Below are 26,000 nucleotides of genomic sequence, written 5' to 3'. Positions count from 1 at the left end.
AAGCGCTCGGAGTGGCCAAAGAGAGAGCGCTAGCCTAAAGGTTCCGGGTCATTCGTGTAATAGCTGGCCGCGCTTTAGCAAACCGTCGTTGACCCACAACTTCAACCAGGTCGCGGCTTGCAAGGGAGCTTGCTCGCCATGCGTGGCGCTCAACGACTCGCAGAGTTCAGCGAACGATCCGCCCTCGATGAGAAACTGCAATGCCGAAGCCTCCGCTGGCTCCAGGCTCCGGTACTGGCAGACGAGTTCATGACGCCAAACAAGACAGGCTAGGTTCGTTGGCAGGCGGGTAACATCAGGCAGCAAGCTGCCGGACTTGGCGGCTTTCCACAACTCCAGCGTGTTGTACTGCAGCTGCAACCACCGGGCAGATGCAGTCAGGGAAACCCTGAGTGAAATCCAGTCTTCAGCCGAAAAATCACTCATGGTCTCCAGCGAAAGCGCTTCGACATCCTGAGCGTCGAAGGCCAGTGTAAAGGCCCATTCCAGTTCCGCGAGTTCGCGCATCGGCGATAGTTGGGGTTCTTCGACGTAGCTGCTAATGAACTCGGGCAGCTTCTCGCCCAGCCAGCGAATGCTGAAATGTCGTGGTGGCCAGGCGGCCAAGTAGGCCAGTGCGAGCTGCTCGAATGATTCGTTGCCGATCCAGTGAAGCAGGGCAGGGAAGTCTTCTCGCAAGACCGCAAGCAGGCGCGAACGGTAAGCGTTGTGGTAGATCTGCAGGCCTTCGAGAGCACTCAGCGCTGTGCTACCTCGGATCTGCTCCAAAAGCTCGTTGGAGGGCAGGGCACTGTCACCTGTCAGGTAAGTTTCAAATGCAGTCTGTAGGGCGATCAGGCTCAAGGGGTGGCCCCCGATATCACAGATTTGGCGATAGCACGGGCATGTGCTAATTCGGACAACAGCTCTTCCAGCGGCGGAAACTGGTCATCCCGCTCGATCAAGGTCGATGTCGGGCCCAAGTAGCTCAAAGTCTTGCTGTAGAGAGACCAAACCGGATCAGCGATGGGCTGGTCATGGGTGTCGATGAGGTACTGCCCGTAATCGCTGTGCCCGGCCAGGTGAATTTGCCGAATCCGCTCGTGCGGCAATTCCATGATGAACTGCCAAGGGTCGAAACCCTGGTTGCGCGAACTGACGTAGACGTTGTTCACGTCGAGAAGCAGCTCGCACCCGGTCAGGTAACTGAGCTCCGAGAGGAACTGAGACTCGCTCATGCTGGATGTTGTCCACTGCACGTAGGAGGAAACGTTCTCCAGCACGATGGGACGTTCCAAAACATCCTGCACCAAGCGCACCCGGGCCGCGACATGCAGCAGGCTCTCCTGGGTAAACGGCAGCGGTAGCAGATCGTGAAGTTGATGGGCGTTGCCTCGACTCCAGCACAGGTGATCAGACACCCACTGAGGCTGCACCCGATCCGCCAGCTGCTTGAGCTGTCGTAGGTAGTCTATGTCCAAGGCATGTGAGCCGCCAATCGAAAGAGATACTCCGTGCATCACCAGGGGGTAGTGCTCGCCGATCGCATCAAGGAAGTAGAGAGCCTTGCCGCCCTCCACCAGGTAATTCTCGGAAATGATCTCGAACCAGTCGACCGCAGGCCGTTCCTCCAGGATCTGCCGGTAATACTCGTTACGAAGGCCAAGACCGAAACCCAGAGTTTTGCGCTTACTCATTCGAGACTCCAGCAGGGGAGTGGCATGCACTCCCCTGAACCGCCTTATTCGCTGGTTTTGCCACCGGCTTCGTCACATTTGGTCTGGGTCATCAACTTGAACCCTTGGCCTTTGCATTCGCCTTGGCCTTTGCAGTCGTTTTTCGCGGTCATGCAGTCGTTCTGCCCTTTGCAACCATTGATCCCGAAGCACTTCACTTCTGCTGCTTTGGTTTCCTGAGCAGCCTGGACGGGCAGGGTGGAGAACAGGCTGGCGGCCACCAGAGCCAAGGCGGCACCGGTAGCTACGTTGGATTTGTTCGACATAGTGGCTATCTCTCTTGATTGTTTGATGGTCGCGATCCGTCGGTGCGAATGAACGAGTTAGCTCAGGCATTGCTACCGATCAGGCCCATGGAATCCGCAAGGCTGCGCGGGCAGGAAGACAGTACCGAGCCTTCAGGAGGGCCTACAAGAAAGAAATAGCAAACTGACAGAACTGTAATGTTCGGATCAGGTTGCTGACAGGGCGTCGTGGTTAACGTAGCTGCGAGCTTAACGCTCGTCCCCACTAGTTACAGGGGCTTCTAAACTTCTGAGGATTAACGAAATGAAATCGATCAAAACCCTGTTTGTAGTTGCTGCCCTGAGTGTTTCCAGCCTGGCGATGGCCGAAGGCGGTGCTGATCGCACGTTTGCACGCATGGAGCAGGCACGCCAGACGTCTCTGGAGGCCTACCGGGTGGCCCAGCAGCAGAAAGTTGAGGCTCCTGTAGCCAGCAGTCCAACCGAGCAAGCAGAGCACGCCAACTGCTGAAGTCATCTACCTTACAGAAATGTAATCACCCGGATGGTTGAGATATGGCAGTTTCATACTGCTTGGTGTCAGGGGGAACTTGCGCAGCACGCAAAGCTTGAAGATCAAATCTCCCGACACTGGAGCAGTCAATGAACCCGAGACCGGATGCATATCACCGGCTCATCTGACGGATTGGACATAACGGCATGCAAAGCAAAACCACAAGACGTACTTTCGTCAAAGGCCTCGCCGCCGCCGGTATTCTCGGCGGCATGGGCATGTGGCGCACGCCGGTCTGGGCGGTGAACAGCCCCGGCCAGCCCAACGTACTGACTGGTAACGAATTCGACCTATTCATCGGTGAAACCCCGGTGAACATCACCGGCGCAGCGCGCACGGCCATGACCATCAACGGCTCGCTCCCTGGGCCGATTCTTCGTTGGCGCGAAGGCGATACCGTCACATTGCGCGTGCGCAACCGCCTCAAGGAGGACACCTCCATCCATTGGCACGGCATCATCCTGCCGGCGAACATGGATGGTGTTCCTGGCCTGAGCTTCCATGGCATCGCCCCTGACGGCATGTATGAGTACAAGTTCAAGGTCAACCAGAACGGTACCTACTGGTATCACAGTCACTCGGGGCTGCAGGAGCAGGTCGGCGTATACGGCGCGCTGGTCATCGATGCCAAGGAGCCCGAGCCCTTCAGTTACGACCGTGATTACGTCGTGTTGCTGAGCGACTGGACGGATGAAAATCCAACGCGGGTACTGGCCAAGCTCAAGAAACAGTCGGACTACTACAACCAGCACAAACGCACCGTTGGTGACTTCATCGATGACGTAAGCGAGATGGGTTGGTCCGCCGCCGTAGCCGACCGTAAGATGTGGGCCGAAATGAAGATGAGCCCGACTGATCTCGCCGACGTCAGTGGCTACACCTACACCTACCTGATGAACGGCCAGGCACCTGATGGCAACTGGACCGGCATATTCAAACCGGGCGAGAAGATTCGTCTGCGTTTCATCAATGCCTCGGCCATGACGTACTTCGATGTGCGCATCCCAGGCCTGAAGATGACTGTGGTTGCGGCCGATGGTCTGCACGTCAAACCGGTCAGCGTCGACGAGTTCCGTATCGCCGTGGCCGAGACCTACGACGTGATCATCGAACCAGACAGCGAACAGGCCTATACCGTGTTTGCCCAATCCATGGACCGCACTGGCTATGCGCGCGGCACCCTTGCGGTACAGGAAGGGTTGAGTGCACCGGTACCAAGCCCTGACCCGCGCCCACTGATTGCCATGGGTGACATGGGCATGGACCACGGCAGCATGGGCGGCATGGATCATGGGAGCATGGCCGGGATGGATCACGGCAGTATGTCGGGCATGGATCATGGGAGCATGCAGGGTGGCATGGCCGGCATGGATCACAGCCAGATGGCTGGAATGGATCATTCGGGCATGGCAGGCATGGCAGGCATGGCAGGCATGGCAGGTGCCATGCAGGCACACCCAGCCTCAGAGACCAACAACCCGCTGGTCGATATGCAAACCATGACACCAACGCATAAGTTGGACGACCCAGGTATTGGTTTGCGAGACAACGGCCGACGCGTCCTCACGTACTCTGACCTGCGCAGCACCTTCCCTGATCCGGACGGGCGGGAGCCAAGTCGCACCATCGAGCTGCACCTCACCGGGCATATGGAGAAATTCTCCTGGTCCTTCGATGGAATCAAGTTCTCTGACGCCGAGCCTCTGCGCCTCAAGTACGGCGAGCGTGTTCGCATCACGCTGGTCAACGACACCATGATGACTCACCCGATCCATCTTCATGGCATGTGGAGTGATCTGGAGGATGCGAACGGCAATTTCCTGGTGCGTAAACACACCATCGACATGCCGCCAGGTTCCAAGCGCAGCTATCGGGTGACCGCCGATGCGTTGGGGCGTTGGGCCTATCACTGCCACCTGTTGCTCCACATGGAAACGGGCATGTTCCGTGAAGTCCGTGTGGATGAGTAAAGGAGATTTCTGATGAGTACTTTTATGAAGCGTAATGCCCTGTTTGGCAGCGCAGCGATGTTCAGTCTTTTGGCTGTTCTGCACGCGCCGACGTCATTGGCAGGTGAGGGGCACAGCGAGCACGAACAACATGCTGCCGAGTCGGCTGCGCCCGACGCCAGTGACAAGCCAGCAGATCAATCGAAAGGCAAGGCCGCTGGCCATCAGATGGATCATGGCGCCATGGATCATGAGGGTATGAACCATGACGATATGGGGCACGAGAAGATGATGGATAAGCATGGCGGCACCGAAGCCGAAGCAGGTTCGAACCATGACCACTAGGTTTTCACGCCCGTCCCTCATAGCGCTGGCCGTGTCGCTGAGTGCACTCAGCGGCGGCGTTACCCAGGCTGCGGAAGAAATGGATCATTCGGCAATGGGGCACGGCTCCATGTCGATGGACCACAGCCAGATGGGCCACGGTTCCGCCAAAGCGCCGATGGAGGGCATGGATCACAGCAAGATGGACCATGGTGCCATGCAGGGTGCTTCGGGCAGCATGGATCATAGCCAGATGGGCCACGGCCAGAGCCAAGAGAAGGCCCAGGCTATGGATCACAGCAAGATGGGGCATGGCGCCATGCAAGGACAGATGGAGGGCATGGATCATTCAAAGATGAACCATGGCTCCGCTGAAGCCCCGAGAACCACCAGCCGTACGCCGATTCCCGTTCTGACGGATGCTGATCGCCAAGCGGCTTTCCCGCCATTACCTGGCCACAAGGTTCACGACAGCGCCATCAACAGTTTTTTCCTGCTCGATCAGCTCGAATACCAGGACGCAGATGAGGGCAGCACCCTGGCCTGGGATGCGTCGGGCTGGGTAGGCGGTGATATCAACCGGGTCTGGTTCCGCTCCGAAGGCGAGCGTACCAACGGCGTGACCGAGGATGCTGAATTACAGCTGCTGTACGGCCGCTCGATCGGCCCTTGGTGGGATGTCGTCGCGGGCGTTCGCCAGGACTTCAAACCGGAGTCGCCGCAGACTTGGGCCGCCTTCGGTATCCAGGGCATGGCGCTTTACGCCTTTGAGGCCGAAGCCACGGCCTTCGTCGGCGAGAATGGCCAAACTGCTGCCCGACTGGAGGGCGAGTACGACATTCTGCTGACCAACCGGCTGATTCTCCAGCCAACTGCCGAAATGAACTTCTACGGCAAGAACGATCCTGAGCGAGGTGTGGGGTCTGGGTTGGCAAATACCGAGCTCGGCTTGCGTCTGCGTTACGAGATTGTCAGGCAGTTTGCCCCCTATATCGGGGTTTCCTGGAGCCGCTCCTATGGCAACACGGCAGACATGGTGCGCGACGAGGGCGGTGATGTAGACGAGGCGCGTTTTGTCGCCGGTATCCGGATGTGGTTTTGAGAACCTGGCATGAAAAGAACAATTAAAACTTTGGTGGCGGCCGGCGTGGTCGGTAGCACAGCTGTCCTGGCCGGCGCCTACTTTGGCGTGGTCAACGTGGGGGCCGACGATCCCCATTTTCCTGCAGTGCATGCGTTTCTCACGATGGCCCGTGACCGCTCTATCGAAGTCCGTTCGCGGGACATCGAGGTTCCCAACCTGGATGATCAAGCTCTTATTCGCGCCGGTGCGGGCAACTACAACTCCATGTGTATCGGCTGTCATTTGGCGCCAGGTGTGGCGGAGACCGAGCTAAGCCAATCGCTTTATCCTGCGCCCCCCAACCTCGCCAAGATCGGTGTCGATGGCAATCCGTCAGCAGCGTTCTGGGTGATCAAGCATGGCATCAAGGCAACGGGTATGCCTGCGTGGGGCAAGAGCATGGGAGACGAGTACATCTGGGGCATGGTTGCCTTCCTCAACCAACTGCCGACGATGGATGCCAAGCAATACCAAACACTCGTCGCATCCAGTGGCGGCCATCAGCACGGTGGTGGGGAAACGCAGATGCATAACCATGAAGGACAGCACGGCGACAACAAGCCTGGCCATCATGACAATAGTGGCGGTGGCGATGACCATCATGGATCAGGTGATGCTGGAGAGCCTGGTCATCACGATGCCGCGGCTACGGATAGCGAGGGTGGCTCCGCACCTAAGGCAGGTCACCATTCGGATATGAGTGGCGATGACCACCATGCTGGAGATGAGGCGTCGTCCAACGGAGGTGATCATCACGCCGAGCAGGCTCCGAACGCCTCGCCCAAGACCCACACCCACGCCGATGGCAAAGAGCACGTACATGAAAGCTAAATATCTGGCCTTACTGGCCGCCCTCTCCGTCACGTCTGCGGTTCAAGCAGCTGATGCCCTGACGATTGATGTCCATCGTGATGCCAATTGCGGATGTTGCAAGAAGTGGATTTCACACCTCGAAGCGAATGGCTTCAAAGTCGTCGACCATGTTGAAAGCAACATGACAGCAGTGAAGCAAAGACTGGGCGTCGCGCCACGGTTAGCGTCTTGCCACACCGCGGTGATTGACGGCAAGTTCGTCGAAGGTCATGTGCCGGCGGCTCAGGTCATCGAACTCACCAAGCGCGATGATCTGCTGGGCATCGCTGTTCCCGGGATGCCGGCGGGCTCCCCCGGCATGGAAGTCGATGGCGTACAGCATGCCTACCAGGTCATTGGCTTGACCAAGACGGGTTCTGATCAGGTCGTTGCAGAATATCCCGCCCAGTAGTACTGCCTGCCAGCACGGCCGCTTGTGTGTAGTGGCCGACTCATTTTCATACGTCCTTTAACCTAAGTAAAAAAGGCGCCCTAGGGCGCCAAGGGCTGTCTCCAAACCAAAGGAGCACTACGAGGGGACAGCAGGACCAAGGAGCGAGCGGGCAATCAACCCGCTCGCTTGCCAGGGTTAGAGAACTTCCAGCGGGTACTCGACAATCAGGCGGAACTCATCCAAATCCGACTCGAAGTCGGTGGCGCGAGTCGTGGCTTGTCGAATGCGAAAGGACATGTCCTTCAACGACCCAGACTGCACAACGTACTTGGCCTCGATGTCCCGCTCCCAGCGCTTCTGGTTGGTCAACGGATCGCCGTTGTCATCACGGCGCATATAGACTTCGTTGGCGTTGCTGTAGTCGGCATCCCAGCCCTGGGCATATCGAGTCATGAAGCTCAATCCAGGCACACCGAAAGGCTCCATATCCAGGTCATAGCGCACTTGCCATGACTTCTCCTTCGGCGAGTTGAAGTCGCTGTACTGGATGGAGTTGTCGAGGTAGATGGAGTCCGATTGGCGCAAGTAGTCGAAGTCATCATCGCCATTGTTGCGCTGGAGACCCACCAGCACTGTATGAGCGCCGAATTGGATGCCGACCTTGCCGCTCCAGATGTTGTTATCGAAGCTCCCGAGGAGCTGCCTCCCTTCATCGACCGCCTTGTAGTAGTTCAGCCCGCCGATCAAGGCGACATCGTCCGCAAGCGGGTAGCTCAGCGTGGTGCCCGCGTAATATTGATTCCAGGCATCCTTGAGGCGGCTGGTGTAGAGACTAAAGCCGACGTTGTCATTAAGCGTGTAATCACCACCGAAATAGGCGATCCATGGCGAGTCCACTTCGCCCGCGTAGAAGGTAGCGAAGCCGTCGCGCATGCTGCTGGTATTGGGTTGGCTCATCGAGTGGAGGCGACCGCCCTGAAGCGACAGTCCTTCCACGCTGCTGTTGACCACGGTGACACCTCGGAAACTCTCCGGTAAAAGCCGTGCATCACCGTATTGGACGACCGGGCTGACGGGAAAGACGTCGCCTACCTTGATCTCGGTATCCATGAACCGAGTTTTCACCGCGCCCCCCAGTTTGGAGTAGTTGTCCTCAGCCTGCCCGAGGCTGTTGTAAGGCATCACGTCGACTGAGCCCCCGGCACCAGAACGGCCGTCGCCGGTGTCAAGCTTGAGCCCCAGCATGGCAAAGGCATCGACACCAAAACCTATGGTGCCCTCCGTGAAACCAGACTCGAATCGGCCTATCACGCCATGCGCCCACTCTTCCGAATAGCCATTACCCGAGCTGCTGGACTGGCCTTTACGGAAATCGCGGTTGAAGTAGAGGTTTCGATTGAGAATGGTCAGGCTGCTGCCTTCGATAAATCCCTCGCCTTTCTCGCCGGCGGCCATTGCAGCTTGCCCGGTACTGACGCTCAGAGTGAGCAGAGAAAGTCCTAACAGGGTTCTGTTATTCATAAATGCTCCTGATGTTATTGGCAGTTGTCATTGTGTGGTCGCATATATGTGCCAAGCGCGCCGGGCATAGCCAGGCACGCCTTGGTCATATTTCCACATGCCAAATAACGTCAGGGTGACTTGGAAATTACATTTCAGTCAGCGCGATGTCATTTATCTAGTTTTGATTACGGCAACCTGTCCCGGCTGCCCGGTATTCAAGAATATTCAGATCGCCATTGGAGTCCTCGTAGGTCATCTGGGCCGGCATCACACCGCAGCTAGAGTCCGTCGGGGTAGTGGCCACGACCCTGGCGATATCGAGTTTCATGCCGTAGCGGTAATGAATAACTTCAGGCGGATTCTTTCCGTTAGCGGCAGCATACTCTTGCATGGCCTGCTCATTGGCCTGAATCATCCGACCATAGACACGATCAGCGCCGCCTTCTGCCAGAGCTGCAGAGGAAACAACCATAGCGGAAAGTGCAGCAATGACTTTGAGGTTTTTCATGTTTAATCACTCCTTCAAGGTGGTGATTAAAATATAAACGCAAGACCCTGTCACAAACGTGAAGCGAGAATTACATTCCTGTAATGGATCTAAACTCTTTGAGAGTAAAGGTTTTGATACGTCAGTTATGTTTGGCACTCGTCAGAGCAATTACAGGCGTCGGCTACCGAAGATAACAATTTCTACCCAGGTATCAGTGAGTGGGTCATTGGAAAGTCAGCTTTGGTGAGGCGATCGTTAGCGGTAGTAATGCACTCTTGGCGGCTCCCCATAGTCGCCGTCTGTGCATTTCGCTAAATGCGTGCGCTGCACAAACAGTGCAACGCACGGATTATTGCTAATTACAGCAGTGGAAGGGTGTAGCTCACGATCAGGCGGTTCTCATCAACGTCGTTGCCGAAGTTGGTTGAACGTAGTGTGGCGTTGCGCCATTTAACGCCCAGGTTTTTCAGCGCACCGTCCTGAAAGACATAGGCGATGTCAGTATTGCGCTCCCACTCCTTACCATCGGCACCGCCTGCGCCTAGATCAATATTGTCGCCGGTCAGGTAACGGGTCATGAACGTCAAGCCAGGGATGCCAACGCTGGCAAAGTTGAAGTCATAGCGGACCTGCCATGAGGTTTCGTCTTTGTTGGCGAAGTCACCGATTTGCACATAGTTGACCAGGAACGGATCGGTGCCGTTGATGTAGGCGTAGCCGGTGTCTCCGCTCATGCTCTGGTAACCAACACCGAGTGCGTGACCGCTAAATGCATAGGTGAACATCGCCCCGAATGCCTTGTTGTCGACGTTGCTGTTGCCCTCGTCGGTGGAGCGAGCGTAGCGCAGATCAGTTTTCAGCGATTGCTTGTCACCTAGCGGCAAGGTGTGCAGGACCGTGAAAATATGCTGCTTGTAGAAACCGTCTAGATTGCCGTAGTTGTAGCCGGTGGCTAGGTTGCTGTTCCACTTGTAGGTTGCTCCGGCGAAGTTGAATTCATCGCTATTCTGGGTTCCGCCGCCGCTGATAGCGCGGGCTGCGCCGCTGGTAATGCTGAGGTCTTCGCTATCGGATGAGTCGCGCTGGCTTACTTGTTTGAGCTGGCCGGCATCGAAGGTCAGGCCGGCAATCTCCAGCGAATTCAGGTGCCCGCCTTGAAAGGTCTGTGGCAGCAGGCGCGAATCGTTTGCTTGGACGGTTGGCAGTCGAGGTTGCAGCGTGCCCAGTTTCAGCACGCTGTTTGAAGCGCGCAGCTTCGCGGTTAAGCCCATCTCACCATATTCATCCTGCGCTGCACGAGGTGCTTCTTTGTTGCGTTTTAGAAGGCCCGTGCCTGAACGATCAGCGCTGGAGTCCAGCTTGAGACCCAGCATGCCGATGGCGTCGATACCCACGCCGACTGTCCCTTCAGTGAAGCCGGATTCGTAGCGCAGCAGGAAGCCCTGGGCCCATTCCTCCTGCTTTGACTGGCTAGCTGAGTCTTGGCGGAAATCACGATTGAAATAGAAGTTGCGCGCTTCCAGACCAGCTTTGCTATCTGCCAAAAAATCAGCTGCCGCTGGTTGACTGAGACCGAGTCCTCCAGCGCTCAGCAGGAGCCCGCACGTGACTCGGTTAAGCCATTGAGAGTTGGGGGTAGCAATGAGCATGTAATTATCCTCGTCGAAAACATGTGTGGTAGACGTGGGGCAGGCTCGGGTAGGCGTATTACACTTGCACATACTTTCGATGACATTTTTATTTCAATGATCGAGAGGGCGAATGAAAGCCTTACAGGGCGAGGGTTTCAATGCAGGAGTGGAAACTTTTGTTTGTTTCAGCGAGATGACTATTTGGTGAATTAGCTGCTTGTGGACTACTCAGGGCTACTGAGTGAACCAGTTGTGGCGATCTTCAAAGGCTTTGTAGATGAGCGATACCAGTGTCTGCACTTCTGATTGCTCTGCTGCCAGCGGGGACGTTGAAATCCAGACCACCCGTTCCAAGGCAGTCTCGAATAACTCGTCAAGGGGCAGCAGGTTACGGTCTACATGGGAGATGTAGCCAGGTAGCAGGCCAATGCAGGAGGAGTTACGCAGCAAGTCAACGACCCACTCTTGTGAATGCACTTGAATGACCGCGCTTTGGCGCTGACGGATCAGCTGATTCCATGGTTCGAAACTGTCAACCGTTGTGTTTCCCGCGAGCTGAACCAGCATGAAATCCTTGAGGTCGGCTACAGAACTCGGTAGGCGTTTACCCGCATAACGTTTGGCCATATGGGCACGATAGGGAATTCGTGCAAGCATCAATGGTGTTGTCATTGCAAAGCTTGGAGTCGGTCTTGGCGTGCCGGGATCGGTGATCCAAATCATGACCTCTGCCAGCCTCTCGGGCTCGCCCTCCTGTGGGATGATTTCTAGTCTCACGGCCGCGTCATTACGCAGCCAGGAGATCAAATCACGGGCCAGCAGGTCGGTGAGCAGTGCCGTCGGCACCGCAAGACGTACCAGAGCTCGCTGGACACTGACGTCCTCTGGATGCAGGTCACCGAATTTCTGGATCAGTAGTTGTTGTAATTCACGTCCTGTTGCGCTCAGGCTGAGCTCGCGTCCTTTATAAAGGAATAGCGGGGTACCTACAGTTGCCTCCAGCTTCCTGAGTTTTTTGCGCATCGGCACGATATGTAAGTTTAGGCTGCGTGCAGCCTGCCTAAAGCAGGCGCAGCGCGCGCTGGTCAAGAAAATCTGTGCTAGTTGGTGGTCGATGGTGAGAGGGTCGAACATGGGGGGCGATCAAAGCTCGTGCCAAGCAAAATGCATGTACTTTGAGCTTAACGAGACGAACCTAACGCCAGGATCGCAGCAGGATTACTTATTTGTAATCTGATGGAGGGAGGAGCTTTATGTTTGGAATTGAACTTCCGGCAGTATCACTTTATCAGCGCGGGCGGTTCTAAGCGCGGCACTCGACTACTAGTTCCGCGCTGAGGTTTGATGATTACAACAGCGGAAGTGTGTAGCTGACGATCAGGCGGTTCTCGTCAACATCGTTGCCGAAATTGGTTGAACGTAGTGTGGCGTTGCGCCATTTCACACCCAGGTTTTTCAGCGCACCGTCCTGGAAGACATATGCGATGTCAGTATTGCGCTCCCATTCCTTACCATCGGCGCTGCCTGCGCCTAGATCAATATTGTCACCAGTCAGGTAACGGGTCATGAACGTCAAGCCAGGGATGCCAACGCTGGCAAAGTTGAAGTCATAGCGGGCCTGCCATGAGGTTTCGTCTTTGTTGGCGAAGTCGCCGATCTGCACATAGTTGACCAGGAACGGATCGGTGCCGTTGATGTAGGCGTAGCCGGTGTCTCCGCTCATGCTCTGGTAGCCAACACCGAGGGCGTGGCCACCAAAGGCGTAGGTAAACATTGCTCCGAATGCCTTGTTGTCGACGTTGCTGTTGCCTTCATCGGTGGAGCGGGCGTAGCGAAGATCAGTTTTTAGCGACTGCTTGTCACCTAGCGGCAAGGTATGCAGGACAGTGAAAATATGCTGTTTGTAGAAGTCGTCCAGGTTGCCGTAGTTGTAGCCAGTGGTCAGGTTGCTGTTCCATTTGTAGGTCGCCCCGGCAAAGCTGAACTCATCGCTCGTCTGGGTTCCACCGCCACTGATAGCGCGGGCAGAGCCGCTGGTAATGCTGAGGTCTTCGCTATCGGAGGAGTCGCGCTGGCTTACTTGCTTGAGCTGGCCTGCATCAAAGGTAAGCCCGTCAATCTCCAGCGAGTTGAGATGTCCGCCCTGAAAGGTCTGTGGCTGTAGGCGCGAGTCGTTCGCTTGGACGGTTGGCAGCTTGGGTTGCAGCGTGCCTAATTTCAGCACGCTGTTCGAAGCACGTAGCTTCGCGGTTAAACCCATCTCGCCATATTCATCCTGCGCGGCACGAGGTGCTTCTTTATCGCGCTTGAGCAGGCCCGAGCCTGAGCGATCGGCGCTGGAGTCCAGCTTGAGGCCAAGCATGCCGATAGCGTCGATGCCCACGCCGACTGTCCCTTCGGTGAACCCGGATTCGTAGCGCAGCAGGAAGCCCTGGGCCCATTCCTCCTGCTTTGATTGGCTGGCTGAGTCTTGGCGGAAGTCGCGATTGAAATAGAAGTTACGCGCTTCCAGACCGGCTTTGCTGTCTGCAAAAAATTCAGCGGAGGCTGGCTGGCTAAGACTGAGTACCCCAGTACTCACCGCGACTGCCAAGAGGGTCTTCTTCATTGTTGTTTCTCCATGCTCAGGGGGTTGGCATATCGGGGAGCCGTCGCTGTATGCCGTGCTCTCCGAATAGGGGCGGGTTCCTCTGCAGCCAATCTTCGGCTGGTCGTTATGCCTGTACGCCTGCAGGGTCTAGGTCGAGGAACCATTGCGGACTTTGGGGAAGATCAAACGGAACACGGTGAAGCTGCCTGGCAGGCTGCTGACCTCGACCGTGCCCTGATGCAGGCTCATGATCGAGCGAACAATTGCCAGGCCAAGCCCTGTTCCACCTTCGGCACGAGAGCGGCTGGTATCGACACGGTAGAAGCGTTCGAACAAATGAGGGATGTGTTGTGCGGGAATGCCAATCCCGGGGTTTTCCACCGAGAACGATACGGTTTCGCTGTGCTTTTCGATCAGCAACGAAATGTTTGCGCCGATGGGGCTATGTCGAATCGCATTGGACAACAGGTTTGAAATCGCGCGCTGCACCATCAGCCGATCACCGAAGGTTAGGCCTGCTCCGACAATGCTCAGGCTGATCTGCTTCTCTTCCGCGGAGATGCTGAACAGATCCACAACGCGTCTTGCCTCATCTTCTAGGGCAATCTTCTCGAAGGGAACCAGGGACGCCGGGTGGCTGACTTGAGCGAGAAACAGCATGTCGGAAACAATCCGGGTGACGCGCTCAAGCTCTTCTGTACAGCACTCCAGTACGGCTTTGTATTCCTCTGGCGGACGCTCTCTGGAGAGAGTTACCTGGGCTTTGCCCATCAGGTTGGTGATGGGCGAACGCAACTCATGGGCCAAGTCATCAGAGAATTGCGATAGCTGCTGAACGCCGCCATCAAGTCGATGCAGCATGAAGTTGATGCCGTGGGCCAGCGCGCTGAGTTCTTGTGGAAGCTTATCCACGGAAATTCGGTGGGTCAGATCCTGTGTGGAGATCAGCGATGCAACCTGGCGAAATTGCCGGAGCGGAGAAAGGCCTCGCTGCACGATCCACCATGCGCCCATGCCAATCAGCGCGAGCAGAAGAGGGAGTGCGATCAGTGTTGACTTGAGGTAGGCACTGAGCAGTGCTTCGTCGGCAGATCGATCAATTGAGAGTAAGACCCTGACGTGGTCGCCGTCGTTGAGCAGCATCACCTTGGATGCGGTCAGGAAGTTGTTTCCCTCAGTATCCGACCAGCTTTGGTAACTAGGGGTATCGCCTGCTGGTATGTTGGCAAGAATGGGCTCCCTGGATTTCTCACCCAGATTCAGGAGTAATTTGGTGCCTGACTTTTTCCCGTAGATCGTCAGGTGCAGGTTGTCATGCCCCATGACCAGATCCCGCAACTCGTGAGGTTGCTGGGCAATTGCATGTGCACTCATGTCTTCGGCGAGATTGTGCTGAATCTGCTCCAGTTTGCCGTCAAGACTCTGCTTGGCCAACGAGTCCAGCTCATGGGTAAGCGCGAAGTAGGCGAGTGCCGCTAGCAGAACAACCAGTGCCGCCCCCATCACGCTGACCGACAGGCCAAGGCGCATGGATAGACTGGCCGGCTTCATGCCCGTTCCTCAAGCACGTACCCAACACCCCTGAGGGTGTGGATCAGTTTGTTATCGAACGGATCATCAATTTTGGCGCGTAGCCTGCGGATGGAGACTTCGACGACGTTTGTGTCGCAGTCAAAATTCATATCCCAGACCAGCGAAATGATCTGGGTGCGCGATAGCACTTCCCCAGAGCGGCGCATCAGTAGGTGCAGCAACGCAAACTCTTTAGTGGTCAGGTCGATGCGCTGCTCACCACGGAACGCGCGGTGCCTCGCCGGATCAAGCTCAAGGTCGGCTACCCGCAGCACTTCCGGTACTGGAATTTGCTCGCTTCGCCGTAGCAATGTACGAATTCGCGCAAGTAATTCAGGGAACTCGAACGGTTTGACTAAATAATCATCTGCCCCCAAATCCAGGCCTTTAATTTTATCCACTAAGCGCCCGCGTGCAGTCAGCATTATCACGCGTGTACTGCTGTTACTGCGTATATGCTCAAGCACGCCCCAGCCATCAATTTCAGGCAGGTTTACATCAAGCACTACCAAGTCGTAAGCGTGTTGCCTAACAAGGTGGAGACCGTCCACGCCAGTGGCTGCCTTATCAACTACATAGCCACTTTCGCTTAAACCTTGGTGTAAGTATTCGGCAGTCTTGGGCTCGTCCTCGACAATAAGGATTCGCATAAAAATTCACCTTAAAATGTGCAGCCAGTATTTTTTAGATATTCTTTTGTTGTGGCTGCGGAGTGGTTTTAATTCTTTCATCGGCGGTCACGGATATGACCTACGGCTTTTCAGGTTGCTCCAAGGCTAAAGCCTGAAGCGGCTTTAGGGTCAAGCTGTAATGCCTATTTCGCATGGCTCCAAGGTGTTAAGCGACAACGTGTCGCAGTACTTGCCCTTATCCAAAACCCCCAACTTTTGACTGGCAGGGCTGCCCGGGGCGCTACACGCGAGGCAACCGCTATTTAACTGTGTTTGTTTCTAGTTGTTGCTGGGCGCTAAATCGCCTGCTCTCTTGAGCGCTGCCAATACTAATACAGGCCTACTTGGAAAGGTGCTGGATAACGTATTTGTAATTTTCCAGTCACCTTGCTGATAGGCGTGGAGCACTACATTCTGCCGGGAATTGGCTTTCTACTTATTTTCCCAAGTAATGATCCTCGATATCCCTCGGGATTAATAAATATAAAGGCCTTCATTATATTCCAGCAGAGTTAGTTCTGCGGAGGACTTTTAAGTGCATGTAAAAACAATGGCCGGACATGGAGTTGGAGTAGGTAAGTTCTGTGTGTTATCAGGGCTACTGGCTGCATTGTTAATTGCTCCAGTTCCAACAACTGCTGCCGAATCAACAAGGCAGTCAATAACGATTGATGAGGCGTTGGCGCAAGCGCTCACTGAGAACCAGGAGTTCGCTGCAGCACAATGGAATACAGGTATTGCCGAAGGTGCTCGTACTCAAGCTGGGCTGATCCCGAATCCTGAGTTGTCCTGGAGCGTTGAGGACACGCGCAGTGAGTCGCGCGTTACCAGCATTCAGGTATCTCAGCCAATTGAGCTGGGCGGCAAGCGTAGCGCGCGTATTGATGTGTCTGAGCGTGATCAGGACGCGGTGGCGATTGATCTGGAGCGTAAGAAAAACATCTTGCGCGCTGAGGTCATCCAGGCCTTTTACTCAGCCCTGCGTGCCCAGGAAGGACTGCAGCTTTCCACTCAGTCGTTAGACCTTGCCCGTCGCGGACTTCAGGTGGTCGAAGGGCGCGTAAAGGCCGGCAAGGCTTCGCCAATCGAAATTTCGCGTGCTCAGGTGCAGCTTTCGGAAATTCAACTGGAGCTGAATCGCGCACGCCTCAATCAAAGCAATGCCTACAAGCAACTGGCGCTCATAACGGGTGCCGAGACACCGAACTTCGCGCATGTCGAGGGTGATCTTGAGCGCCTGCCGTACCTGCCGTCGCAGGCTGAGATGCTTGCACGCATAACAGATACAGCGGACCTACGGCTGGCCAGCACGCACATCCAGCGTGCCGAGTCTTCCTTGGAACTCGAAAAGTCGCAGCGCATTCCAGACCTCACCGTCAGTGTTGGCAGCCAATACGACGAAGGGCTTGGCGAGCGCGTCAATTTGCTCGGCTTGTCGATGCCTATTCCGTTGTTCAACCGTAACCAAGGCAATGTGCTGGCCGCTGCTCAAGGAGCTGACCAAGCGCGGGATTTGCGCAATGCCGCAGAACTCCGCCTGCGCGCGGAAGCCCAGCAGGCATTTGAGCAGTGGGAAAGCGCTAGAAGTGAAGTCGACTCGATCAGCGGCACACTGCTGCCGACCGCGCAGCAAGCAGTAGAGGGCGCAGTACGTGGATTCGAGATGGGCAAGTTTGCCTTTATCGATGTACTCGATGCTCAGCGCACCCTCGTAAGCATGCGCTCCCAGTACCTGAATACCCTGGATGAAGCTATCTCGGCCTGGGTGAGCTTGGAGAAGATTTACGGCTCCCAACTCAACATCGAATTCAAAAAATAAGCATCTCTGCGCACCTACATAACGCCTTAGACGGTCGCGTCATGCGACATGAAGCCTCGCCTGCTTTCCTGGCGGCTGCATGTTTATTGAGCGCGTTTAGTCGCCGCCTGGGCATGAATCAAATTCAATACTTTTGATAATTTGGAGTTACCAATGGCATCAACAACTCCCAGAAAGCAGTGGCTGATGATTGTGGCTGTTGTCGTCATCGGTTTAGCCGTGGCGGGCCTGATTCTAAGTGGTAGCCCTGGTAAGTCCGGGGAGGAAGGCCATGGCCATGATGAGAGTCATGAGGATGTATCGGCTCACGCAGATCCAGAGCACCACGGGGAGGCTTCGGCCGACGAGCATGAAGAGGCCGATGAGCATGCAGATAAAGAGCACCATGAAACTGTAGAACCCACCAAGGGCGAGCATGGCGGCAAGCTTTTCACCGAGGGTGATTATGCGCTTGAAGTGACGATTTTTGAGGAGGGCGTAGAGCCTCAGTTCAGGCTCTATACCTACCTGGACGGCAAGCTTCTAAATCCTGCTGAAAGCACGGTGCAAGTGACCTTGTTGCGTCTTGGCCAACCTGCGCAAATCATCAATTTCAGCAAAGAGAATAACTACCTACGTGGCGATGCCGCGGTTGTAGAGCCGCATTCATTCCAGGTTTCCATCAGCGCCACGCACAGTGGCAAGAGCTATTCGTTCGGTTACGAGCAGGTTGAGGGCCGCGTGACCATGACGGATGCGCAGCTTGAGCAGGGTGGCGTCACGCTCGCCACTGCTGGTCCCGCGAAAATCGCCTCCACGCTGCAAGTGCTCGGCGAGGTTCGTTACAACGGTGACCGCACGGTTCAGGTGACCCCGCAACTTGCCGGGCGCGTCGACTCGGTGGCGGTTAGTGCTGGCGATACGGTCAGCAAGGGTCAGGTATTGGCCAAAATCTCCAGCCAGGCGCTGGCCGAACTGCGTGGCGAGCTACTGGCCGCCCAGCAACGCTCTGCGCTTGCCCGCACGACCTATGCACGTGAAAAGCAATTGTGGGAAGAGAAGATTTCCGCCGAGCAGGACTTCCTGCAGGCGCAAGTTGCCATGCAGGAAGCTGCTATCGCAGTGCAGCGCGTCCAGCAACAAATCGCTTCGCTGGGCGGTGCACCGGCCAAAGGCCAGAATCTCACCGAATTCGAGATTCGTGCCCCTATCGATGGCGTGATAACCAGCAAAAGCATCTCTGTTGGTGAAGTACTCAAAGAGGATTCCGCAGTCTTTACCGTCTCGGATTTGTCGACCGTATGGGTGGACTCAACCGTCGCGGCGAAAGACTTGGGCGTAATCGCCGAAGGGCAAAACGTTGTCGTGAGCTCCAGCGCATTCGCCGCCACGGCTAAGGGCTCCATTTCCTATGTCAGCGCTCTGGTTGGGGCGCAAACCCGCTCAGCGACTGCTCGCATCGTGCTAGCTAACCCAGATCGGCTATGGCGGCCTGGTTTGCCAGTGACGGTCGAGGTGATTGCCGAGGAGAACAACGTTCCCGTTGCAGTAGCGGTCGAAGCGATCCAGACCGTTCGCGATTGGCAGGTAGTGTTCGGCCGCTTCGATAACCAGCTAGAAGCTCGGCCTCTTGAGCTGGGCAAATCCGACGGCCGCTTCGTCGAGGTTATCTCGGGTCTGAAGGCGGGCGATCGATACGCGCTGAAGAACAGCTTCCTGATCAAAGCTGAGCTTGGCAAAGCCGGCGCGAGCCATGACCACTAATTCGGAGTCGAGCTATGAAACAAGTTACAGCTATTTTTCGCCCGATCCGGCTTGAGGCCGTCGAGCAAGCTTTGCATGCACTGCCACACCTGCCTGGATTTACCATCCTGCCCGCCCATGGTCATCCACGTGGCCACGGCAAGGATCACAGCTACATCGCCGACGAGTGGAACCCCGACGCCCATCAGCATCTCGTGCTGCTGGCGTTCTGTTCAGAAGAAGTTGCCGATGAGATCGTCCATGCCATCGAGAAGGCCGCCCACACAGGTGTACCCGGTGATGGAATCGTCGCCGTGGCCCCTTTGACCGACGCATTGCGCATCCGTACTGGAGAGCGCGGTGATGCTGCGCTTTAGGGGAAATTGACATGTACGAACGATTAATTCGCTTCGCCATCGACCAGCGCTGGCTAGTCTTGCTGGCTGTGCTCGGCATGGCAGCGTTGGGTGTTTACAGCTACCAGAAGTTGCCGATTGATGCGGTTCCCGACATCACCAACGTGCAGGTGCAGATCAATACCGAGGCAAAGGGCTACTCGCCACTGGAAACCGAGCAACGCGTGACCTTTCCGATTGAATCGGTAATGGCTGGGCTGCCCAACTTACAGGAAACGCGTTCAATCTCACGTTACGGGTTGTCGCAGGTCACCGTCATTTTCGAAGACGGCACAGACATCTACTTCGCTCGTCAGTTGGTGAATGAGCGGATACAGGAAGCGCGTGGAAATCTACCCAGTGATCTGTCGCCGAGCATGGGGCCAATCGCTTCTGGTCTGGGCGAGATCTACATGTGGACCATCGAGGCGCAAGACGGTGCGAAGAAGCCGGATGGCAGCACCTATACACCGATGGATCTGCGTGAGATTCAGGACTGGATCGTCAAGCCGCAACTGCGAACCGTCAAAGGTGTTACCGAGATCAACACCATTGGCGGTTATGCCAAGGAGTTCCAGGTTTCACCCAAGCCGGAGCGCCTGGTCGCACATGGCCTCAGCCTGCAGGACATTGTGGTTGCGTTGGAGAGCAATAATGCCAACGTTGGTGCGGGCTACATCGAACGCAGCGGCGAGCAGTACCTGATCCGCGCTCCGGGACAAGTCGGCAATATCGCTGACATCGCCAACATCATCATCAAGAACACCGATGGTGTTCCTGTGCGCATCGGTGATGTGGCCGAGGTTGGCCTGGGTAAGGAGCTGCGCACCGGTGCCGCTACTGAGAACGGCCAGGAGGTGGTGCTCGGCACTGCCTTTATGTTGATTGGTGAGAACAGCCGCTATGTATCGCAGGCTGTCGACCAGCGCATAAAGGAGATCAATCGCAACCTGCCGAAAGGAGTCATAGCGAAGACGGTCTATGACCGCACTGTATTGGTCGATAAGGCCATCAATACGGTGAAGAAGAATCTGATCGAAGGCGCTCTGCTGGTTATCGCTATCCTGTTCCTGTTCCTGGGTAACATTCGGGCGGCCCTCATCACCGCAATGGTGATTCCGCTGTCGATGCTGTTCACCTTTACGGGCATGGTCAGCAACAAGGTCAGCGCGAACCTGATGAGCCTTGGCGCACTCGATTTCGGCATCATCATCGATGGTGCCGTGGTGATCGTAGAGAACTGCGTGCGTCGTTTGGCTCACGCCCAGGCCGCAGCAGGCCGAACGTTGACCCGTAATGAGCGCTTCCATGAGGTGTTCGCGGCGTCGAAGGAGGCGCGTCGTCCACTGCTGTTCGGCCAACTGATCATTATGGTGGTGTACCTGCCGATATTTGCGCTGACCGGCGTGGAAGGCAAGATGTTCCACCCAATGGCGTTCACCGTGGTGACAGCCCTGTTCGGAGCCATGATCCTCTCGGTGACATTCGTCCCGGCAGCTGTTGCACTGTTCCTCAATGGCAACGTCAGTGAAAAAGAAAATCGGCTAATGGCCTGGGTCAAGCAAGGCTACGCGCCGTTGCTAGATTGGGTCATGGTCAGCAAGCCGTTAGTGCTGACCATTGCGACAGTCATCATGGTGCTTTCTGGTTTAGCTGCTTCGCGGATGGGCAGTGAGTTCGTGCCGAGCCTGGATGAGGGCGATATCGCTTTGCATGCCCTGCGTATTCCTGGCACTAGCCTTTCGCAAGCAATTGAAATGCAGGTGCAACTCGAACAACGAATCAAATCCTTTGCCGAGGTTGATACGGTGTTCGCCAAGCTTGGAACCGCTGAAGTCGCAACCGATCCAATGCCGCCGAACGTGGCGGACAACTTTGTCATGCTAAAGCCGCGCGACCAGTGGCCCGATCCTGATCGCAGCAAAGCCGATTTGGTTGCGGCGATGCAGGAGGCGGTTGAACAGGTTTCCGGCAACAACTATGAGTTCACTCAGCCCATTCAGATGCGCTTCAACGAGCTGATCTCCGGCGTACGCAGTGACGTCGCAGTGAAAGTGTTTGGCGATGACATGGATGTGATGAACGAGACCGCCGAGCAAATCGCTGAGGTGCTGGAGGGTATTCCAGGAGCAGCTGATGTGAAGGTCGAACAGACCACCGGTCTGCCGATGCTCAGCGTACAAATCGACCGTGAGAAAGCCGCACGATTCGGTTTGAATGTCTCGGAGATTCAGGACGCCATTTCCACCGCCATCGGCGGGCGCGAGGCGGGTGCACTGTTTGAAGGTGACCGGCGTTTCGATATCCAAGTTCGCCTGGCGGACGAGTGGCGCAATGATGTCGACAAGATCCAGCAGCTGCCTATTCGTCTGGCCAATGGCGATGGGCTGGATGGCCCAGGGTTTGTGCGCCTGGCTGATGTGGCGAGCGTGGTGTCCGCACCGGGGCCGAACCAGATCAGCCGTGAAAGTGGCAAGCGTCGCGTGGTGGTCACCGCCAACGTTCGCGGCCGCGATATTGGCTCTTTTGTCGCCGAGGCCGAGAGCAAGATCGCCCTGGCGGTTAGCGTCCCTACAGGCTACTGGACGACCTGGGGCGGCACCTTCGAGCAGCTTCAGTCGGCAGCCAAGCGCCTGCAGATTGTCGTACCGGTCTCGTTGCTGCTGGTGTTCACGCTGCTCTTCATGATGTTCGGCAATGTCAAAGATGGCCTGCTGGTATTCACCGGCGTGCCCTTCGCGCTGACCGGCGGGATCATGGCCTTGTGGCTGCGTGATATTCCGCTCTCGATCTCTGCGGGGGTGGGTTTCATTGCGTTGTCGGGTGTCGCGGTACTCAACGGCCTGGTGATGATTTCCTTTATTCGCAGTTTGCGTGAGAACGGCATGGGGCTGGACGAGGCTATTCGTGAAGGCGCGTTGACTCGTTTGCGGCCGGTGCTGATGACTGCTTTGGTTGCGTCTCTGGGCTTTATTCCAATGGCCACTGCCATCGGTACGGGCGCAGAAGTTCAGCGCCCTCTGGCGACGGTGGTGATTGGCGGAATCCTGTCTTCAACCGTGCTGACGCTGCTGGTTTTGCCATTGCTCTACCGCTTGGCCCATCGTCTGCGCTAAGTTCACAGCGCTATTCGTGTGCAACTGAAAAGCCCCGCTCTTGAGCGGGGCTTTTTGCTTACCGTAAATACCGCTCAATGTGGGCGGTGACTGTGCCTGTGACGTCCTCAGCGGCTTTTTTTACGCCAAATAAGAATCGGAACTGCCCGGATGTAGACAAGCTCACCCACCAACTCAACCAGCGTCTGGGTGATGACCGCTGCGGCTGCAAGCCCCCGTATTTCTTCAGGCAATGCCAGGGCCAGCGGAAGAACCACCAACGAGTTACGTGTGGAGGTACTGAAAGTAACCGCTCTCGCCGTCGAGGCGGGCAGTTTATAAGCTCTTGAAGCCAGTGCGCCCACTACGGGGGCCAAAAGCATGAAACCGATGTACACCGGGATCACCGGTAAAAGCTGGTCGATATCACGAACCACCGGCGAGATTTGCGACCCAACCACCGCAATGAGAACTGCCGCCATCGCAGGGACTGGCATCCATGCCCATACGGTGTTCCAGCGACCTACGAACCGTGAGCGCTTAGCCAAGGCTGCTGTAGCAACCGCGAGCAATAAAGGCACGACAATCAGTGCGAGAAAGGCTTCAGCGAAAGGCGCTATCGAGATAACGACTCGGGATTGCTCCCCTAGCATGAAAGCCAAGTACACAGGCAACAGCACAAGCTGCAACAGCAAGAGGATGGGGGTTGCTGCAAGAATCGCACGCGAGTCGCCTTTGCCAATGTGAGTAAAGACCACCACGTAGTCGATACACGGGGTGAGCAAAACTAGAAGAGCGCCTATTAGGATTGCCGGGTGTTCTGCGAGCCCTCTGGTGAGTGCCCATACCAGCAGTGGAATCAGTACGAAATTGGCGATAAGCAAGGCTGACATGAAGCGTTTGTTGCTAAGACTTTTGCGGAGATCAAGAAAGGGAATTTGCAGAAACATCGCGTACATCAGCACGGCGATAGTCGGGGTCACTAATGCGTTCAGGCTCTGCGCCGCTGCAGTAGCTATTAACCCACCGATTGCCGCTGCAATGACCGCGACGAAATAGATCGGTATCTGGTTTTGTTCAAGTGCATCCCTACTCATAGCATCCTCAAGGATGAAAAACGTCAGCTTACATGAGGAAGCGAAAAGCGTGGCGATCCTCTTGGATGGCTTGAATCATGAAAGATTGAGATGGGCACGGCGTCTGGCTATTGAGTGGGTATCTGCTGACGGTGCAAGGGCGCGGTATTCAAATGACACCGTGTTCTAGCATCGGGGTGATAGCCGAGTGCCTTTGCAGATATCAGGCAGATCAATCTAAAGGCCTTCACCGGTATCATTTTGCCCTTCTTGCTACACGCTGACAGCGATGGCTTGTTGCAGATATGAATGACTTGCGGAAGAGAAGAGTTAGTTGTCTAGCTTGGAGGTTTAAACTCCCAGTGAATCTTTCTTATTATTAAAGATTAAATAAAAAAAGCGCCCCGAAGGGCGCTTAGGGTACACCTCTTTCCAAAGGAGCTCGGGAGCTTCTAGAGGTGAACATCGTTCGGAAGTGAGCGGTTAGTCAGCGTTGGTTTCTTTTTTAAGATCGGTATTGGTCCGATCTTGGTTGCTGGTCTTAACCTTTAGTTCGTCCGCCGGTTTGGCAGCAGGCTCAGTTCCGTGAATTCGTTTTTGATCTGCTCGAAATTTTGCCTGAGCTTTCATTGAGCGATCATAGCCATCTTCTGCATAAGACTGTGTGGAGCCGACAAGAAGTACTGATCCAATAACTAGGGCTTTCAACATCTTCATAAGGCAGGCCTCGTAAAATTCAATTATTAGCTTGTCGAGGTTCATGGACAAGTTCTGCAAGTTCGAGTGAATTTTACGGAGGTGAAGCTAACAGCAGCGTGAGCCCAACATTACATTCTTGAAATCTAATAACTGCCTATCTTGTTATGCATGAGCGGGCAGTGCTTTTAGAGCCCGCCCGCCCATCCATTTTTAGAGCACGCTCAGTGGGTACTCGACGATCAGACGAACCTCGTCCAGATCCGACTCGTAATCCGTTGCGCGGGTAGTCATCTGGCGAACACGGAAGGACATCTCTTTCAGTGAGCCCGTTTGGACGACGTACTTGGCTTCGATGTTGCGTTCCCAGCGCTTCTGGTCAGTCAGCGGGTTGCCATCGGCATCACGACGCATATACACACTGTTGGCGTCGGAATAGTCCGCATCTGTACCCAGCGCATAGCGCGTCATGAAGGTCAGTCCAGGAACGCCATAGCTGGCCATATCTAGGTCGTAGCGCAGCATCCAGGACTTCTCTTTCGGCGAGTTGAAGTCGCTGTACTGAATAGAGTTGTCGAGGAAGATGGAATCAGACTGGCGCAGGTAGTCGAAATCATCGTCGCCGTTGTTGCGCTGGTGCGACAGGGCAACGCTGTGTGCACCGAACTGCACACCCACTTTGCCGCTGTAAATGTCGTTATCGAACTCACCCAACAGCTGCTGGCCGTCATCAACAGCTTTGTAGTAGTTCAAGCCACCGAACAAGGAAACACTGTCGGTCAGCGGGTAGGTGAAGGACGTACCGGCATAGTGCTGCTTCCAAGCATCCTTGAGTTGGCTGCTATAGAGACTAAAGCTCAGGTTGTCATTTAGCGAATAGTCACCGCCGAAATAGGCAACCCATGGAGACGCGACAGAGCCCGCATAGAAGGTTGCGAACTCATCACGCATGGTGCTGACCTGCGGCTGGCTCATGGCATGCAGGCGGCCACCCTGAAGGGTCAAACCATCAAAGCTTGTGTTCTCAACCGTAACGCCGCGAAAGCTTTCCGGTAGCAGGCGGGAGTCACCGTAGTGAACCACCGGCGTCATGGGGAACACATCACCCACTTTGACAACGGTGTCGAATAGCCGGGCTTTTACTGCACCACCCACTTTGGAGTAGTTATCTTCGGCTTCACCATCACTATTTACCGGCAGCAGATTAACAGTACCACCTGGGCCATATCGACCATCCCCGGTATCCAGTTTAAGGCCGAGCATGGCGAAGGCATCAATACCAAAGCCTACGGTGCCTTGGGTAAAGCCCGACTCGAACTGGCCAATGATCCCGTGTGCCCAAGCTTCAGTATAACCATTGTCAGTGTTGCTCGACTGACCTTTACGAAAGTCACGATTCATGTAGAAGTTACGGTTGAGAATATTGAAACTGCTACCTTCTACAAAACCTTCGGCTTGCTCTTCTGCGGCCGCCATGAGCGGAGCTGCACTGACAATCGCCGAAAATACTGCAAGGGATAGTTTGGTTTTATTAAGCATTTATTGCTCCTTTATAATTGGCAGTTATTAGTCTAGTTTTCGCCAT

General features: G+C 55.6%; 23 protein-coding genes. 10 read left to right on the top strand and 13 right to left on the bottom strand.

The features are described 5' to 3' along the window. Positions 1-48: 48 nt before the first annotated feature. From AC1G9C_RS21580 to bufA2, 3 genes are read right to left on the bottom strand one after another with little or no spacing between them, the layout of a single operon-like run. Entirely contained in the window at positions 49-843 is a 795-nt protein-coding gene (locus tag AC1G9C_RS21580; protein WP_003246754.1) for an HvfC/BufC N-terminal domain-containing protein, read from the bottom strand. Then, on the bottom strand, positions 840-1,676 hold the full coding sequence (gene bufB, locus AC1G9C_RS21575) for an MNIO family bufferin maturase (protein WP_004374664.1): 837 nt from the start codon (positions 1,674-1,676) through the stop codon (positions 840-842). Before bufB ends, AC1G9C_RS21580 begins: the two co-directional genes overlap by 4 nt. Positions 1,677-1,720: 44 nt before the next feature. After that, positions 1,721-1,981 (bottom strand): BufA2 family periplasmic bufferin-type metallophore, encoded by a 261-nt coding sequence (bufA2, locus tag AC1G9C_RS21570; RefSeq protein ID WP_003460126.1) that lies wholly within the window; start codon positions 1,979-1,981, stop codon positions 1,721-1,723. Between the two features lie 283 nt (positions 1,982-2,264). On the opposite strand from bufA2, the gene AC1G9C_RS21565 reads away from it, so the two are divergent. The 6 genes from AC1G9C_RS21565 (at position 2,265) to AC1G9C_RS21540 (ending at position 7,173) form a co-directional block, all read left to right on the top strand. Next, positions 2,265-2,471 carry a co-regulatory protein PtrA N-terminal domain-containing protein gene (locus AC1G9C_RS21565; protein ID WP_480408736.1) on the top strand — a complete coding sequence of 69 codons (207 nt, stop codon included), beginning with the start codon at positions 2,265-2,267 and terminating at the stop codon, positions 2,469-2,471. 188 nt (positions 2,472-2,659) lie between these two features. Further along, positions 2,660-4,483, top strand: a complete 1,824-nt coding sequence (locus AC1G9C_RS21560; protein WP_045736089.1) for a copper resistance system multicopper oxidase — start codon at positions 2,660-2,662, stop codon at positions 4,481-4,483. A 12-nt stretch (positions 4,484-4,495) separates the two neighbouring features. Continuing rightward, positions 4,496-4,807 carry a hypothetical protein gene (locus tag AC1G9C_RS21555; protein ID WP_003246749.1) on the top strand — a complete coding sequence of 104 codons (312 nt, stop codon included), beginning with the start codon at positions 4,496-4,498 and terminating at the stop codon, positions 4,805-4,807. Next, complete coding sequence (locus tag AC1G9C_RS21550) at positions 4,797-5,888, top strand: copper resistance protein B (RefSeq protein ID WP_003246748.1); 1,092 nt, start codon at positions 4,797-4,799, stop codon at positions 5,886-5,888. Before AC1G9C_RS21555 ends, AC1G9C_RS21550 begins: the two co-directional genes overlap by 11 nt. 9 nt (positions 5,889-5,897) lie before the next feature. Then, a complete protein-coding gene (locus AC1G9C_RS21545; protein ID WP_003139525.1) occupies positions 5,898-6,740 on the top strand; it encodes a c-type cytochrome in 843 nt (280 codons plus the stop codon). Beyond that, entirely contained in the window at positions 6,730-7,173 is a 444-nt protein-coding gene (locus AC1G9C_RS21540) for a DUF411 domain-containing protein (protein ID WP_003246746.1), read from the top strand. The genes AC1G9C_RS21545 and AC1G9C_RS21540 overlap by 11 nt, the downstream gene beginning before the upstream one ends. 177 nt (positions 7,174-7,350) lie before the next feature. Here AC1G9C_RS21540 and AC1G9C_RS21535 read toward each other — a convergent pair whose 3' ends face one another. The 7 genes from AC1G9C_RS21535 to AC1G9C_RS21505 all read right to left on the bottom strand — a co-directional run bounded on the left by AC1G9C_RS21535 (position 7,351) and on the right by AC1G9C_RS21505 (position 15,591). Further along, positions 7,351-8,676, bottom strand: a complete 1,326-nt coding sequence (locus AC1G9C_RS21535; protein ID WP_024616830.1) for an OprD family porin — start codon at positions 8,674-8,676, stop codon at positions 7,351-7,353. A gap of 157 nt (positions 8,677-8,833) precedes the next feature. Beyond that, entirely contained in the window at positions 8,834-9,166 is a 333-nt protein-coding gene (locus AC1G9C_RS21530; protein ID WP_017675718.1) for a DUF2790 domain-containing protein, read from the bottom strand. Between the two features lie 341 nt (positions 9,167-9,507). Beyond that, on the bottom strand, positions 9,508-10,797 hold the full coding sequence (locus AC1G9C_RS21525) for an OprD family porin (RefSeq protein WP_059392063.1): 1,290 nt from the start codon (positions 10,795-10,797) through the stop codon (positions 9,508-9,510). 216 nt (positions 10,798-11,013) lie between these two features. Next, complete coding sequence (locus tag AC1G9C_RS21520) at positions 11,014-11,913, bottom strand: LysR family transcriptional regulator (protein WP_017679356.1); 900 nt, start codon at positions 11,911-11,913, stop codon at positions 11,014-11,016. Between the two features lie 214 nt (positions 11,914-12,127). Then, the gene (locus AC1G9C_RS21515; RefSeq protein WP_045733426.1) at positions 12,128-13,387 is read right to left on the bottom strand and encodes an OprD family porin; all 1,260 of its coding nucleotides are present in this window, start codon (positions 13,385-13,387) and stop codon (positions 12,128-12,130) included. 129 nt (positions 13,388-13,516) lie between these two features. Then, positions 13,517-14,920, bottom strand: a complete 1,404-nt coding sequence (locus AC1G9C_RS21510; protein ID WP_480408735.1) for a heavy metal sensor histidine kinase — start codon at positions 14,918-14,920, stop codon at positions 13,517-13,519. After that, positions 14,917-15,591, bottom strand: a complete 675-nt coding sequence (locus AC1G9C_RS21505) for a heavy metal response regulator transcription factor (protein WP_017675714.1) — start codon at positions 15,589-15,591, stop codon at positions 14,917-14,919. Before AC1G9C_RS21505 ends, AC1G9C_RS21510 begins: the two co-directional genes overlap by 4 nt. A 571-nt stretch (positions 15,592-16,162) precedes the next feature. Here AC1G9C_RS21505 and AC1G9C_RS21500 point away from each other — a divergent pair. The 4 genes from AC1G9C_RS21500 (at position 16,163) to AC1G9C_RS21485 (ending at position 22,664) form a co-directional block, all read left to right on the top strand. Then, on the top strand, positions 16,163-17,431 hold the full coding sequence (locus AC1G9C_RS21500; RefSeq protein WP_045733423.1) for a TolC family protein: 1,269 nt from the start codon (positions 16,163-16,165) through the stop codon (positions 17,429-17,431). 153 nt (positions 17,432-17,584) lie between these two features. After that, complete coding sequence (locus tag AC1G9C_RS21495) at positions 17,585-19,174, top strand: efflux RND transporter periplasmic adaptor subunit (RefSeq protein ID WP_045733422.1); 1,590 nt, start codon at positions 17,585-17,587, stop codon at positions 19,172-19,174. A gap of 14 nt (positions 19,175-19,188) precedes the next feature. Beyond that, complete coding sequence (locus AC1G9C_RS21490) at positions 19,189-19,530, top strand: P-II family nitrogen regulator (protein WP_045733421.1); 342 nt, start codon at positions 19,189-19,191, stop codon at positions 19,528-19,530. Between the two features lie 11 nt (positions 19,531-19,541). After that, a complete protein-coding gene (locus AC1G9C_RS21485; RefSeq protein WP_045733420.1) occupies positions 19,542-22,664 on the top strand; it encodes an efflux RND transporter permease subunit in 3,123 nt (1,040 codons plus the stop codon). Between the two features lie 107 nt (positions 22,665-22,771). Here the strand turns inward: AC1G9C_RS21485 and AC1G9C_RS21480 are convergent, their stop codons facing one another. The 3 genes from AC1G9C_RS21480 to AC1G9C_RS21470 all read right to left on the bottom strand — a co-directional run bounded on the left by AC1G9C_RS21480 (position 22,772) and on the right by AC1G9C_RS21470 (position 25,954). After that, a complete protein-coding gene (locus AC1G9C_RS21480; protein WP_059392065.1) occupies positions 22,772-23,740 on the bottom strand; it encodes an arsenic resistance protein in 969 nt (322 codons plus the stop codon). A gap of 462 nt (positions 23,741-24,202) precedes the next feature. Beyond that, positions 24,203-24,481, bottom strand: coding sequence for a hypothetical protein (locus AC1G9C_RS21475; protein ID WP_224490798.1), 279 nt, complete (start codon positions 24,479-24,481; stop codon positions 24,203-24,205). Between the two features lie 147 nt (positions 24,482-24,628). Next, entirely contained in the window at positions 24,629-25,954 is a 1,326-nt protein-coding gene (locus AC1G9C_RS21470; RefSeq protein ID WP_026088463.1) for an OprD family porin, read from the bottom strand. Positions 25,955-26,000 lie beyond the last annotated feature (46 nt).

The organism is Pseudomonas sp. ABa2, from assembly GCF_056676075.1.
The sequence above is the reverse complement of the archived record's forward strand: the minus strand, read 5'-3'. Positions and strand labels throughout refer to the sequence as shown.

Bases quoted from the DNA above. Each gene is read 5' to 3' on its own strand.
- bufB (WP_004374664.1), bottom strand. From the start codon at position 1,676: ATGAGTAAGCGCAAAACTCTGGGTTTCGGTCTTGGCCTTCGTAACGAG.
- bufA2 (WP_003460126.1), bottom strand. From the start codon at position 1,981: ATGTCGAACAAATCCAACGTAGCTACCGGTGCCGCCTTGGCTCTGGTG.
- AC1G9C_RS21565 (WP_480408736.1), top strand. From the start codon at position 2,265: ATGAAATCGATCAAAACCCTGTTTGTAGTTGCTGCCCTGAGTGTTTCC.
- AC1G9C_RS21560 (WP_045736089.1), top strand. From the start codon at position 2,660: ATGCAAAGCAAAACCACAAGACGTACTTTCGTCAAAGGCCTCGCCGCC.
- AC1G9C_RS21555 (WP_003246749.1), top strand. From the start codon at position 4,496: ATGAGTACTTTTATGAAGCGTAATGCCCTGTTTGGCAGCGCAGCGATG.
- AC1G9C_RS21550 (WP_003246748.1), top strand. From the start codon at position 4,797: ATGACCACTAGGTTTTCACGCCCGTCCCTCATAGCGCTGGCCGTGTCG.
- AC1G9C_RS21545 (WP_003139525.1), top strand. From the start codon at position 5,898: ATGAAAAGAACAATTAAAACTTTGGTGGCGGCCGGCGTGGTCGGTAGC.
- AC1G9C_RS21540 (WP_003246746.1), top strand. From the start codon at position 6,730: ATGAAAGCTAAATATCTGGCCTTACTGGCCGCCCTCTCCGTCACGTCT.
- AC1G9C_RS21535 (WP_024616830.1), bottom strand. From the start codon at position 8,676: ATGAATAACAGAACCCTGTTAGGACTTTCTCTGCTCACTCTGAGCGTC.
- AC1G9C_RS21530 (WP_017675718.1), bottom strand. From the start codon at position 9,166: ATGAAAAACCTCAAAGTCATTGCTGCACTTTCCGCTATGGTTGTTTCC.
- AC1G9C_RS21525 (WP_059392063.1), bottom strand. From the start codon at position 10,797: ATGCTCATTGCTACCCCCAACTCTCAATGGCTTAACCGAGTCACGTGC.
- AC1G9C_RS21520 (WP_017679356.1), bottom strand. From the start codon at position 11,913: ATGTTCGACCCTCTCACCATCGACCACCAACTAGCACAGATTTTCTTG.
- AC1G9C_RS21515 (WP_045733426.1), bottom strand. From the start codon at position 13,387: ATGAAGAAGACCCTCTTGGCAGTCGCGGTGAGTACTGGGGTACTCAGT.
- AC1G9C_RS21510 (WP_480408735.1), bottom strand. From the start codon at position 14,920: ATGAAGCCGGCCAGTCTATCCATGCGCCTTGGCCTGTCGGTCAGCGTG.
- AC1G9C_RS21505 (WP_017675714.1), bottom strand. From the start codon at position 15,591: ATGCGAATCCTTATTGTCGAGGACGAGCCCAAGACTGCCGAATACTTA.
- AC1G9C_RS21500 (WP_045733423.1), top strand. From the start codon at position 16,163: ATGGCCGGACATGGAGTTGGAGTAGGTAAGTTCTGTGTGTTATCAGGG.
- AC1G9C_RS21495 (WP_045733422.1), top strand. From the start codon at position 17,585: ATGGCATCAACAACTCCCAGAAAGCAGTGGCTGATGATTGTGGCTGTT.
- AC1G9C_RS21490 (WP_045733421.1), top strand. From the start codon at position 19,189: ATGAAACAAGTTACAGCTATTTTTCGCCCGATCCGGCTTGAGGCCGTC.
- AC1G9C_RS21485 (WP_045733420.1), top strand. From the start codon at position 19,542: ATGTACGAACGATTAATTCGCTTCGCCATCGACCAGCGCTGGCTAGTC.
- AC1G9C_RS21480 (WP_059392065.1), bottom strand. From the start codon at position 23,740: ATGAGTAGGGATGCACTTGAACAAAACCAGATACCGATCTATTTCGTC.
- AC1G9C_RS21475 (WP_224490798.1), bottom strand. From the start codon at position 24,481: ATGAACCTCGACAAGCTAATAATTGAATTTTACGAGGCCTGCCTTATG.
- AC1G9C_RS21470 (WP_026088463.1), bottom strand. From the start codon at position 25,954: ATGCTTAATAAAACCAAACTATCCCTTGCAGTATTTTCGGCGATTGTC.